The sequence below is a fragment of the Pseudomonas sp. IT-P294 genome, from assembly GCF_949767865.1.
In the GTDB taxonomy this organism is placed as follows: Bacteria; Pseudomonadota; Gammaproteobacteria; order Pseudomonadales; family Pseudomonadaceae; genus Aquipseudomonas.
Genome location: NZ_CATKQW010000002.1, coordinates 101,308 through 112,655, shown reverse-complemented (window position 1 = coordinate 112,655; position 11,348 = coordinate 101,308). Strand labels below are relative to the sequence as shown.

The window sequence follows — 11,348 nt, the reverse complement described above, 5'->3', positions numbered from 1 at the left end:
GTGGCTTAGTTGCTCTTCACCGCATAATCCGGCTTCTTGTCGTTGCCCGAGATGAACGGGCTCCACGGCTGGGCGCGGATCGGTCCTTCGGTCTGCCAGACCACGTTGAACTGACCGTCGGCCTGGATTTCGCCGATCATCACCGGCTTGTGCAGGTGGTGGTTGGTCTTGTCCATGGTCAGCGTGTAACCCGATGGCGCGGCGAACGTCTGGCCCGCCAGGGCTTCGCGGACTTTGTCGACATCGGTGGACTTGGCTTTCTCAGCCGCCTGCGCCCACATGTGGATGCCGACGTAGGTGGCTTCCATCGGGTCGTTGGTCACCGCTTTGTCGGCGCCCGGCAGGTTGTGTTTCTTGGAGTAGGCTTTCCAGTCGGCGACGAATTTCTTGTTCGCCGGGTTCTCGACCGACTCAAAGTAGTTCCACGCCGCGAGGTTGCCGACCAGGGGCTTGGTGTCGATGCCGCGCAGTTCTTCTTCGCCGACCGAGAAGGCCACGACCGGAACGTCGGTGGCTTTCAAGCCCTGGTTGGCCAGCTCTTTATAGAACGGCACGTTGGAGTCGCCGTTGACCGTGGAGATGACCGCTGTCTTGCCACCCGCCGAGAATTTTTTGATGTTGGCCACGATGGTTTGATAATCGCTGTGGCCGAACGGGGTGTAGACCTCTTCGATGTCCTTGTCCGCTACGCCTTTGGAGTGCAGGAACGAGCGCAAAATCTTGTTGGTGGTGCGCGGGTAGACGTAGTCGGTGCCCAGCAGGAAGTAACGCTTGGCGCTGCCGCCTTCTTCGCTCATCAGGTATTCCACGGCCGGGATCGCCTGCTGGTTCGGCGCGGCGCCGGTGTAGAACACGTTCGGCGACATTTCTTCGCCTTCGTATTGAACCGGGTAGAACAGCAAGCCGTTGAGTTCTTCGAACACCGGCAACACCGATTTACGCGACACGGACGTCCAGCAGCCGAAGACAACGGCGACCTTGTCCTGAGTCAGCAACTGACGGCCCTTTTCCGCGAACAACGGCCAGTTCGACGCCGGGTCCACAACCACCGGTTCGAGCATCTTGCCGTTCACGCCACCCTTGGCGTTGATCTCGTCGATGGTCATCAACGCCATGTCTTTGAGCGAGGTTTCGGAGATCGCCATGGTCCCGGACAACGAATGCAAAATACCAACCTTGATGGTCTCGGCTGCCTGGACAGTCCAGGTCAAGCCCATCGCGGCAATGCTTGCCGAGAGTGTGAATGCCTTGATCAAGCTACGACGCTTCATTGTGCGATCTCCATGAACATTAGAAATTTTTCTTGGTTGGCAGATGCGGACTACTGAAGGGTGTTTTGCAAGGGCTGTGCCTAGTCGGGTGCAGGCAAGGAAACGTCGTAATAGAGCGGTTGCACGCGCATGCGGCGCACCAGGAAGGGACGTGTATGAGGCATTGGTGCGGTGGCCTGCGCCAGAACAGGGCGCAGGATCCGTGGACGACGATAAACCCCTGTGGGAGCGAGCTTGCTCGCGATAGCGGTGGGTCAGTCACGCAAGTGTTGAATGTGCCGCCGTCATCGCAGGCAAGCCAGCTCCCACATGGGTTGCGGTGTATTCAGGTGGGAACGACGTTATCCACCGCGCGGTTCACGGCCAACTCCGCGAGCATGATGATCTGCTGGATCGCCAGCGCCTTATGGCGTTGCGGGCCGATCAGGTCGGTGGCGAAATCGCTGGCCATGACACTGGCGGAGGCCAGGGACTCACAGGCATGGACCAACAGGCTTTCGGTGTCGTTGTCGGGGGCGATCATGAACATGGTGCTGGGGCGGCGGGGTTTTTCTGCGTAGCGGGTCGCGGGATCGAGGTAGTAGTCGAGGGCGCGGTTGATGGCTTTGCGGTCTCGGCGCAAGTCGTCGTGTGGTGTTTCGGATTCGGGCGTGGTGGTGTCGATGGGTGGATCGGGTACGAGTTTCTTATTCATGTGATTGCCTTGGTTTCAAGTTGGAGCCACCAATTGCCGTTTCTCACGCGGCGAAGAGGGAGGCAGCTATGTGCAGGGTGAGAAACCGGGAAACACAAGAAACCGGCCGGACCGAAGTCCGCCCACACACAGCCGCCATAACGCATTTGCAGGCAGCGGATAAGCTGACGGCAATTATGCTGATACGAGTACTGCATGGCTAATATTTCCCGGGTTCTCACACCCGATCACTGATGTGCAGTGACAGCCCCAGACTAGACAGCCCACGTCCGACGAACAACCTGAAAAAGTCGTGGGAAACGTCCGGTAATTTTGCGTTCGCATAAACACATCTAGACAACCCCAGAATCACAATCCCCCTGTGGGAGCGGGCTTGCTCGCGAAAGCGGTGTGTCAGTCACATTGATGTTGGCTATGCCGCCGCCTTCGCGAGCAAGCCCGCTCCCACAGTAGATTTGTGGTGAATGCGGAACCTGTGAACGACGATAAACCCTTGTAGGAGTGAGCCTGCTCGCGATAGCGGAATGTCAGGCAAAGTGATGCTGAATGTGCCGCCGCTTTCGCGAGCAAGCCCGCTCCCACAGGACTTGTGGTTTTCTGAGGGATCAGCGGCGGCGCATCAGGCCGATGAAGAACAAGCCGCCGATGGCCGCAGTGGCGACGCCGATGGGCAGGTCTTCCGGGGCGATCAGGGTGCGGGCGGCGACATCGACCCAGACGAGGAAAATGCTGCCCGTCAATACGCACACCGGCAGCAATCGCCGATGCTCCGCGCCGACCAAACGACGCGCAATGTGCGGCACCATCAGCCCGACAAACCCGATGGACCCACTGATCGACACCAGAACGCCGGTCATCAACGAAGCAATCAAGAACACCCGCAGCCGCACGGTGCGAGCATTCAACCCGAGGGTCACGGCGGTCTGTTCACCGGCCATCAAGGCATTCAGCGGTCGGGCCATGCCGAGCAACAATACAAGCCCGAGCAAGACGCTGGCGGCAGGCACGGCGAGCAATTCCCAGCGCGCTAATCCAAGTCCGCCGAGCATCCAGAACATCACCGCCGAACTCGCCCGGTGATCGCCGAGAAACAACAGCAAATTGGCGATCGCCATCATCACGAACGATACCGCCACGCCGCACAACAACAGGCGATCACTGTCCAGGCGACCGTTGCGGTTGGCAATCATCAGCACGATCAACATGCTCGACAACGCGCCGATAAATGCCGCGATCGGCAAGGTCAGCAACCCGATGATTTCACCCACATGCAGCACCACGATCACCGCGCCGAGGGTGGCGCCAGAGGTGACGCCGAGCAGGTGCGGATCGGCCAGCGGATTGCGCGTCACCGCTTGCAGCACCGCGCCGATCAACGCCAGCCCGGCGCCCACCAGCGCACCGAGCAACATGCGCGGCACGCGGATCAGCCACACGATGTGCTCCTGTCCGGCGGTCCAGTTCACCTCGCCTGCGCCGAACACTTTTTGCAGCAGAATCCGCCACACCACGTCCACCGGCACCCGCGCCGGACCGAAGCCCAGCGAGACCACGCACGACACCAGCAACAGGCTGCCGAGGGCTATCAACAACAAGGCGTAGCGACGATTGATCATTCGCCGTGGAATCCCTTGGCCAGGGTTTCAACCGCCAGCACGTTGTCGATGCCCGGAGTGGCCTGCACGTACGGAATCACGATGAAGCGCTGGTTCTTGATGGCGTCCACCGATTGCAGCGCCTTGTTGTTCAGCAGGAATTGTTCCTTCTGTTCAGCGGTGACTTCGCCGTAGTCAACGATCACGATCACCTGCGGATTGCGCTCGACGACAGTCTCCCAATTGACCCGGGTCCAGCTCGACTCGACGTCATCCAGAATATTGCGCCCGCCCGCCACATCGATCAGGGCTTGGGGCATGCCGAGGCGGCCGGAGGTCATGGCGCGATCTTCGCCGCTGTCATAAAGAAAGACGCGGGGCTTGTCCGCCGGCAGGTCTTTGCGCACCTCGGCGACTTGCGCCTGCATTTGCGCGATCAAGGCGTTGGCGCGGTCCTGCACGTCGAAGATCTCGCCGAGGTTGCGCAGGTCGTTGTAGGTGTCTTGCAGCGTGGCGGCCGGGCGCTTCATCACGAAGGCGCAGGACTCGGTCAACTCATAGACGTTGATGCCCAGCGGCTGCAAGGTCTGCGGCGTGAGGTCACCGCCCACGCGCATGCCGTAATCCCATCCGGCAAAGAAGAAATCGACGTTGGCGTCGAGCAGGGTTTCCACCGACGGGTACTTCGCCGCAAGCTCCGGCAAACCGTCGAGGATGGTCTGCATCTCGGGCGTCACTGATTTCCAGCCGGTCACACCGCTGTAGCCGGCCATGCTCGGTTTGAGGCCGAGAGCGAGCATCATCTGCGTCATGTTGATGTCGTGGCTGAGCGCGTGTTGAGGCGCGTGCTTGAAGGTCACTTCGCGGTTGCAGCTTTGGATCGTCAACGGGTATTTCGTGGCCTCGGCCGATGCCTGGGCACTGCCCAGCAACAGGGCGACGCAAAGCAGGGAACGCAAAGTCATGGTTGGGTTATCCAGGTGATTCGTGGGTAGCCGTGCAAGGGGTGTTCATCGATCAGCGCTTGCACGCCGAAGACATTGCGCAACAGCGGGGCGGTCAGGACTTCTTTTGGTGTGCCGCTGGCGACGATGCGACCGTGATTGATGACGTAGAGTCGATCACAGAAAGCGGCGGCAAGATTGAGGTCGTGGATGCTGGCCAGGGTGCCGATCTTCAAGCGTTTGACTAGCTGTAGAAGCTCAAGTTGATAGCGCGGGTCGAGGTGGTTGGTCGGCTCGTCGAGAATCAGCAATTGCGGTTGTTGAGCCAAGGCGCGGGCGAGGATCACACGCTGTTTTTCGCCGCCGGAGAGGGTGGCGAAGGCGTGGCCTTCGAAACCACTGAGACCGACGGATTCCAATGCCTGGGTCGCCAGATTTCGGTCTTCTATCGTGTCGCCGTCGAACAGGCCTTTGTGCGGTGTGCGGCCCATGGCGACCACCTCGTCGACAGTCAGGCCGAAGGCGTCAGGAAATTCTTGCAAGACCACGGCGATGCGTTGTGCACACCAGCGTGAGGATTGCTTCCAGACGTTCTGATGATCGAGCAGGACCTCGCCGCTCTCGGGTTTGCTGAAGCGATAAGCGCAACGCAGCAGGCTGGTCTTGCCGCTGCCGTTGGGGCCGATCAACCCGACAAACTCCCCGGCGGCCACGTGCAACGAGGCGTCACGCAGCTGGAACTGGTGATGACAATGGCCATGACCCAGAGGTGTCCAGGCGAGGTTCGTGAGGTTCAGCGAGGTCATGCGTTTGCTCTGAGGTATTGGGTGATGGCTGATGCCTGTTTGGGGATCGTTCCCACGCTCCGCGTGGGAATGCCTCAATGGACGCTCCGCGTCCGCTTTGGGACGCAGAGCGTCCCGGGCTGCATTCCCACGCAGAGCGTGGGAACGATCATGACTGCGAGATAAGCGCGGAAAGTCTACAGGCCTCTCTAATCCGCGCATCTCGCTTGTTTCACGATGAAGGTGAGGCCGATTCAGTTTGCCGGGTGAAGCGCGACAACAGCACGCGATCCAATACCCAAACCACCACCAAAGAGGCGCCCACCAACGGAAATGCCACCGCCAATGCAAACATGATCACCATGGCGGTTTTCCATTTCGGCAGGTCGTGACGCAGCGGCGGCACACCGAATTTGCCCTGTGGCCGACGCTTCCACCAGATCACCACGCCACTGACCGCACTGAGCAAAATCATCAGGCAGATCAGCAGCACGATGATCTGGTTGAACGCACCGAACATCTTGCCTTCGTGCAGCATCACGCCGATTTCCGTGGCGCGGGCGACAGTGCCGTATTGCTCGTAGCGCACATCGGCGAGGACATTGCCGGTGTACTGATCGACATGCAGCGTGGCGTCGTTGCGCGGGTCGTCGGCGAACACCGCGATGGTGAACACGCCGGTTGCCGTGGTCGGCAACGTGATGCTGTAGCCCGGCTCGACCTGGCGTTGCACGGCGATGTTCTGCACGTCTTGCAGGCTGACGGTCGGTGCTGCGGGACCGGCTGGCGCAGCGCCGTGGGTCATGTGCTCGGCGTGGTCGCCGGACATCGGCATCGGCGTGTTTTCCATGGCCCAGGGCACGGTCTGGCGCGTGGCGGTATTCAGGCTGCGAGCCTCGACATCGGACTTGGGCATGTCATTCCACATCGCGTCCGGGAACACGTTCCACACACCCGCGTATTGCTTGCCCCAGAACCCGGTCCAGGTCATGCCGCTGAGCAGCATCACCAGCAAAAACGCCGCGCCCCAGAACCCGGTGACGGCGTGCAGATCGCGCCACAGCACGCGCCCGCGACTGCTCAAGCGCGGCCACAAAATGCCGGCGGCTTGTCCGCGCGGCCACCACAGGAATACGCCGGACACCACCAGCACCACGGCCCAGCCAGCGGCCAGTTCGACCAGTCGATCACCGACCGTGCCGATCATCAATTCACCGTGAATCGCCCGTGCAACGGCTTGCAGGTTTTTCTTCGCATCTTGCTCGCCGAGGATGTCGCTGTGGTACGGATCGACGAACACATTGAGTTCGCTGCCGTTATTGAGGACGACAAATTGCGCGCTGCGCTCGGCGTTGACCGGCGGCAGGTACTGTTTGATCGTGGCCTGTGGATAAGCGTCTTTGACCCGTTTGAGCAGCTCGTCGGCCGAGACGCTGTGATGCCCGGCGGGAACGTTCATCAAGCTGCCGTACATCAACGGATCGAGTTGCGGCTTGAACAGATAAATGACGCCGGTCAGGGCCAGCATCACCATGAATGGCGCGACGAACAGACCGGCATAGAAATGCCAGCGCCAGGCCAGGTTGTAGAAATTCACTTTGGGCTGTTTCATCTCATGTGCTCCGCTTTGGCATGGATCTTTTAGTTGTTTGTTTCGAGCAGGCTCGTTCCCACCTCGACGGTGGTGAACCTGCCCGCGATGCTTTTAGAAACTCATGTCCACCTTGGTCCAGAGCGTTCGCCCCGGTTCCTTGATGGCCTGCGGGTCATTGGCCGGGTAGCCAAAACCGGCATTGCCGGCCAGGTTCAAGTGCTCGGCGTAGGCCTTGCCGAAGAGGTTGTCGACGCCCGTGCTGACCCTCCAGTGCTTGTCGATCCGGTACGCGCCGTTGAGCGAAAACACGCCAAACCCCGGGGTTTTGCCGAAGTCCTTGCCCACCACGTTGCCCTTGTTCTGGTCGATGCGGTTTTGCGCTGCGACCACCCGCCACAAGGCTCCGGCGCTCCAGTTGTCCTCGCTGTAGGTCAGGCCGAAACGCGCATCCAGTGGCGGCATTTGCGGCAGCGGGTTGCCGTCGCTGTTGTTCTTGCCCCAGGCATAGGCCAGCGTTGCGTCAGTCTTCCAGTTGGTGGTCAGTTGATAAGCCGCGCCGAGTTCACCGCCCATGATTCGAGCGTTGATGTTCTCGGCTTGCGAGGTGGTGCCCATTGGCGTCGGGGTGTAGTTGAACAGGATGTAATCGCGCACTTGCCCGACGTAGCCCGAGGCCCACGTTTCGAGGTCTTCGGTCTTGTATTGCAGGCCGAAGTCGAGCTGGGTGGTCTTTTCCGGCTTGATCGAATCGAAGGCATTCACCGAACCGGCGGGGCCGGACTGGGGTGAAAACAGCTCCCAGTAATCCGGGAAACGTTGGGTGTGACCGAGGCCTGCGTACAGCGTGGTGGGGCTGTCGGCCAGGTCGTGTTCATAACGCACGAAACCGCTCGGCAGGGTGTCGGCGCGGGTTTCGTCGGCGGTCGGGTTGGGGCGCGTCATCATTCCCGAGCCTGTGGTCTGCCGATAATCCTTGGCCGAGGCGCGGTCCAGGCGTGCGCCGCTGATCAGTCGATCACGCTCGGCGGCGTACCAGGTCAGTTCGCTGAACACGCCGTAGTTATGGAAATCGGCATCCTCGGTGTACGGCAGGTCCTTGTAGACGTCGATGCCCATGGCGCTGCGCTGGCGATGCTCGCTGGTCTGCGCGTCGATACCGCTGATCAACTGCACATCGGCCCAGCGCCAGGTGGCCTTGATCCGCGCGCCGAGGGTGCGGCGGTCGACGTTGGACGCCATCGGGCCGCTCATCATTCCGGTGCCGGACGGCGTGCGCAGGGTGTAGTTGTCCATCACATGGTCGGCGTAGTTGTAGTAGATCTGCGCTTCGACCTTGTCCAGCACGTCACCAATGTTCGACTTCTCGAAGCGCAGTCCGAGGCTCTCGCGCTTGAATTGCGAGCCGTCCATGCCACGCCCGGCGTAACGCGCTTCACCGTCGCCCTTGCCGGCGGTCAGTTCCAACAGGGTGTCGGCGTCGGGCGTCCAGCCGAGCGCGACATCACCGTTCCACTTTTCATAACGTGACGGCACGGTGTCGTTGTTGCCGTCCCGGTAGTCGTCGGCGTGCGCGGTGTTGCCGATCACCCGCACGTAACCGAGCGGCCCGCCGGCAGCGGCGTCCACTACTTTGTCAAAACGGCCGTTGGAACCGGCCAACACGCTGGCGTTCACCCGGGTGCCGAGTTCGCCGAAGTGTTCCGGTTCCCGGTCGAAGAGGATGGTCCCGGCTGATGCGCCAGGTCCCCAAAGCACGGTTTGCGGTCCCTTGATGACGGTGAGCGTGTCGTAGGTTTGCGGCGAGATGTAGGAGGTTGGCGCGTCCATCCGCCCTGGGCAGGCCCCGAGCAACTGGCTGCCATTGGTGAGGATGTTCAATCGCGAGCCGAACATGCCGCGCAGCACCGGATCGCCGTTGGTGCCGCCGTTGCGCACCAGGGCAAAGCCGGGGATGGTTTTCAGGTAGTCGGCACCGTCGCTGGCCGGCACGGGTTGGCGCGGGTCCTTGGGGTTGGTGACGATGGTCAGCGGAGAACTCGGCGCAATGGCAGTGATGACCGTCGGGCTCAGTTCTTCACTGTGGCTCGCGTGTTCATCAGCGTGCACCATCGGTGTCAGCAGGGCACCGCAAAGGACGGCGGTGGCGTGCCTGAAACGAATGCTCGATTCGTTCGGGGCAAAAAAAGCTTGGGCAGGGCTCAAGCGTGTGTCAGCAGAAAACCTGGACATGACAATTTCCATCGAACAGTCGTAAACGACACGGCCGGCAGCCTGAAGCTGTCTTCGAAACCGTGTGCAATCAGAGGTGGGTGTTTACGCGACGATGGGCGGGGCGCGGGTGCGAGCGCCGGGGAAGAAGGTTTGCCGGGCATGGCCCAAGCGAGGGGACGGGGCGGTGTAGGTGGTGGCTGTTGGCGTATCGAAGGCGACGAAGGACTGGCCGCCGGTCAGCGCAGGGCAATTGAACAGCAAACTGCAATAGCCACATTTTTCCCAGAGCGCGTGATGCGAGGCGGTGGGAGGGCAATGCTCGGCGGCGGGTTGCGCGCCGTGGTCGGCGTGTTCCATCGCCGACATGTCCATGCTCATGTCCATCGACATGCTCATGGTCATCGAGGACGCGCGTTGATCCATCGGCATCGACTGGGAAATCAGCGGGCCGATAAAGATCATCAACATGGCGAACAAGCTGATCCAGCTGCCGCGCGTCAGCCCCGGAGACTGACGACGGTGTGTGGATCGCCTGGCGCTAGACGGGCGCATGGCGTTTTCTGCTCAGTCGATTACTGGGCGTGAGCGTGCATCTGCATCTCTTCTGGCGGCTTTTTCTGCACCGCGACGTCGACCGTCACGTCCCCGGCTTTTTCGAAGTGCATCGTCAGCGGGAACCGTTTGCCGTCGCTCAGCAGGCTGCGGTCTTTGAGGTTCACCAGCATCACGTGATAGGCCATCGGCGCAAACATGACGGTGCCACCGGCAGGAATGTCGACGCTTGGCACCTGTTGCATTTTCATCAGGTCGTTTTGCATGACGTGCTCGTGCAGCTGGGCTTCGCCTGCAATCGGCGAATCGACGCTCAGCAGGCGGTCAGCCGTCTTGCCTTTGTTGTCGATCACGAAGTACGCCGCAACGGTCGGGGCATTGGGTGGCAATTCTTGCGACCACGGGTGCGCGATCTCCAATTCTCCCGCTTTGTATTCATGGGCATTGGCAAAGCAGGCAGGCAGCAGCAATGCGGCCAGAACGATGAGTTTGTTCAACATGGCAGTTCTCCAGAGCGATTCAAAACGCAGGTCAATTGCGAGAAGGAATCACACCAGAGGGGAAGCGCGGGGGTTGAGACTGGGCCATTGCTGACGCGGAGTGGGGGTGTCGAGCGAGGCGGCGGGCAGGCTTCGATTGGCCTCGAAACGCGTGTAATACAGCTGTGGCGTGTGCCCCGGCAATGCCACCAACGGCGCAGAACCCGAACAACACCAGCAATGCTGCATGTTGGAATGATCGTCGTTCTGCGGCGCTTTTTGTTCGATGTCGCCCAGGGAAATCGCCACCATTTTGGTGCCGCTGGACGTACAGAAACTGCCCCACAACAACTGCTCGGCGGGTGATTTCGCCGACTGCGCCATGGCTCCTGTCATCGGCATGGCGAGCATGTTGAACAGCACTGCGAAGCAGGCGATCCAGGCAATTGCAAGCCGTTGTCGGGACATGGAAGACATTCCGTTGGGTGGGAGATCAGGCGCGGCTATTTAGCCTGATCAGGGCCGATAAGTAAAAAAGCGGCGTGCGGTGTGGTGTCGCAGCGCGATCACCGCGTCGTGGCATGCAAGCGCAGGCCCAGTGCTTTCATAACCTTCATGATAGTCGCGAATTCTGGATTGCCAGTGCTTCCCAATGCTTTGTACAAACTTTCACGACCCAGGCCTGCATCGCGGGCAATCTGGGTCATGCCCTTTGCTCTCGCTATGTCATTAAGGGCGGCGCGTATGAGTACTCCGTCGCCAGCATCCTCTTCAAAACAGGCGTCCAGGTAGGCGGCCATTTCTTCGGGTGTTTTGAGAAATTCGGCGGCATCGAAACGGGTGAATTGTTCGGTCATGATTTACTCCTCATTTCCGATATTTTGCGCCATTTGAATTGCGCGTTTGATGTCTCGTTTTTGAGTGGACTTGTCACCACCCACCAACAGCAGATAAACCACCTCCCCTCGGCGGGTAAAGTACATCCTGTAGCCTGGACCGCAGTGCACTCGCATTTCATAAACAGCCCCGCCTACCGGTTCGCAGTCACCGAAGTTTCCATGCTCGGCAGCTCGGAGCCTTGCGATGATCCGAGCTTTACCAGTGGTGTCTCTCAGTAAATCAAGCCAGTCGGCAAAAGTGTGGGATTGCTCGAAGTCAATCATGTTTGATCGTATTCCGTGGGATACAAGTTGGCAAGCCACACTTTACTCGGGCCGAATTTA

Annotated in this window: 12 protein-coding genes; all 12 read right to left on the bottom strand. The window is 60.3% G+C overall.

Features of this window, described 5'->3' with window-relative positions:
- Positions 1-5 precede the first annotated feature (5 nt).
- The 12 genes from urtA to ACM6I0_RS01695 all read right to left on the bottom strand — a co-directional run bounded on the left by urtA (position 6) and on the right by ACM6I0_RS01695 (position 11,288).
- Positions 6-1,271: an urea ABC transporter substrate-binding protein gene (gene urtA / locus ACM6I0_RS01750; protein WP_222589582.1), complete on the bottom strand. Its 1,266-nt coding sequence runs from the start codon at positions 1,269-1,271 to the stop codon at positions 6-8.
- A gap of 325 nt (positions 1,272-1,596) precedes the next feature.
- The gene (locus ACM6I0_RS01745) at positions 1,597-1,965 is read right to left on the bottom strand and encodes a DUF6124 family protein (RefSeq protein ID WP_414921338.1); all 369 of its coding nucleotides are present in this window, start codon (positions 1,963-1,965) and stop codon (positions 1,597-1,599) included.
- A gap of 605 nt (positions 1,966-2,570) precedes the next feature.
- Positions 2,571-3,581: a FecCD family ABC transporter permease gene (locus tag ACM6I0_RS01740; RefSeq protein ID WP_414921337.1), complete on the bottom strand. Its 1,011-nt coding sequence runs from the start codon at positions 3,579-3,581 to the stop codon at positions 2,571-2,573.
- Positions 3,578-4,525: an ABC transporter substrate-binding protein gene (locus ACM6I0_RS01735; protein ID WP_414921336.1), complete on the bottom strand. Its 948-nt coding sequence runs from the start codon at positions 4,523-4,525 to the stop codon at positions 3,578-3,580. The genes ACM6I0_RS01740 and ACM6I0_RS01735 overlap by 4 nt, the downstream gene beginning before the upstream one ends.
- Positions 4,522-5,310, bottom strand: coding sequence for an ABC transporter ATP-binding protein (locus ACM6I0_RS01730; RefSeq protein WP_414921335.1), 789 nt, complete (start codon positions 5,308-5,310; stop codon positions 4,522-4,524). Before ACM6I0_RS01730 ends, ACM6I0_RS01735 begins: the two co-directional genes overlap by 4 nt.
- A gap of 211 nt (positions 5,311-5,521) precedes the next feature.
- A complete protein-coding gene (locus ACM6I0_RS01725; protein ID WP_414921334.1) occupies positions 5,522-6,901 on the bottom strand; it encodes a PepSY-associated TM helix domain-containing protein in 1,380 nt (459 codons plus the stop codon).
- A 93-nt stretch (positions 6,902-6,994) separates the two neighbouring features.
- A complete protein-coding gene (locus ACM6I0_RS01720; RefSeq protein ID WP_414921333.1) occupies positions 6,995-9,112 on the bottom strand; it encodes a TonB-dependent copper receptor in 2,118 nt (705 codons plus the stop codon).
- Positions 9,113-9,196: 84 nt separating this feature from the next.
- Positions 9,197-9,646: a DUF2946 domain-containing protein gene (locus ACM6I0_RS01715; RefSeq protein ID WP_414921332.1), complete on the bottom strand. Its 450-nt coding sequence runs from the start codon at positions 9,644-9,646 to the stop codon at positions 9,197-9,199.
- Between the two features lie 20 nt (positions 9,647-9,666).
- Positions 9,667-10,146 (bottom strand): copper chaperone PCu(A)C, encoded by a 480-nt coding sequence (locus tag ACM6I0_RS01710; RefSeq protein WP_414921331.1) that lies wholly within the window; start codon positions 10,144-10,146, stop codon positions 9,667-9,669.
- 48 nt (positions 10,147-10,194) lie between these two features.
- On the bottom strand, positions 10,195-10,593 hold the full coding sequence (locus ACM6I0_RS01705; RefSeq protein WP_222589591.1) for a DUF2946 domain-containing protein: 399 nt from the start codon (positions 10,591-10,593) through the stop codon (positions 10,195-10,197).
- A 98-nt stretch (positions 10,594-10,691) separates the two neighbouring features.
- The gene (locus ACM6I0_RS01700) at positions 10,692-10,982 is read right to left on the bottom strand and encodes an addiction module antidote protein (RefSeq protein WP_285431869.1); all 291 of its coding nucleotides are present in this window, start codon (positions 10,980-10,982) and stop codon (positions 10,692-10,694) included.
- Between the two features lie 3 nt (positions 10,983-10,985).
- Positions 10,986-11,288 (bottom strand): type II toxin-antitoxin system RelE/ParE family toxin, encoded by a 303-nt coding sequence (locus ACM6I0_RS01695; protein ID WP_285431871.1) that lies wholly within the window; start codon positions 11,286-11,288, stop codon positions 10,986-10,988.
- Between the last annotated feature and the right edge of the window lie 60 nt (positions 11,289-11,348).

Bases quoted from the DNA above. Each gene is read 5' to 3' on its own strand.
- ACM6I0_RS01715 (WP_414921332.1), bottom strand. From the start codon at position 9,646: ATGCGCCCGTCTAGCGCCAGGCGATCCACACACCGTCGTCAGTCTCCG.
- ACM6I0_RS01730 (WP_414921335.1), bottom strand. From the start codon at position 5,310: ATGACCTCGCTGAACCTCACGAACCTCGCCTGGACACCTCTGGGTCAT.
- ACM6I0_RS01725 (WP_414921334.1), bottom strand. From the start codon at position 6,901: ATGAAACAGCCCAAAGTGAATTTCTACAACCTGGCCTGGCGCTGGCAT.
- ACM6I0_RS01710 (WP_414921331.1), bottom strand. From the start codon at position 10,146: ATGTTGAACAAACTCATCGTTCTGGCCGCATTGCTGCTGCCTGCCTGC.
- ACM6I0_RS01720 (WP_414921333.1), bottom strand. From the start codon at position 9,112: ATGTCCAGGTTTTCTGCTGACACACGCTTGAGCCCTGCCCAAGCTTTT.
- ACM6I0_RS01740 (WP_414921337.1), bottom strand. From the start codon at position 3,581: ATGATCAATCGTCGCTACGCCTTGTTGTTGATAGCCCTCGGCAGCCTG.
- ACM6I0_RS01745 (WP_414921338.1), bottom strand. From the start codon at position 1,965: ATGAATAAGAAACTCGTACCCGATCCACCCATCGACACCACCACGCCC.
- ACM6I0_RS01695 (WP_285431871.1), bottom strand. From the start codon at position 11,288: ATGATTGACTTCGAGCAATCCCACACTTTTGCCGACTGGCTTGATTTA.
- ACM6I0_RS01705 (WP_222589591.1), bottom strand. From the start codon at position 10,593: ATGTCCCGACAACGGCTTGCAATTGCCTGGATCGCCTGCTTCGCAGTG.
- ACM6I0_RS01700 (WP_285431869.1), bottom strand. From the start codon at position 10,982: ATGACCGAACAATTCACCCGTTTCGATGCCGCCGAATTTCTCAAAACA.
- urtA (WP_222589582.1), bottom strand. From the start codon at position 1,271: ATGAAGCGTCGTAGCTTGATCAAGGCATTCACACTCTCGGCAAGCATT.
- ACM6I0_RS01735 (WP_414921336.1), bottom strand. From the start codon at position 4,525: ATGACTTTGCGTTCCCTGCTTTGCGTCGCCCTGTTGCTGGGCAGTGCC.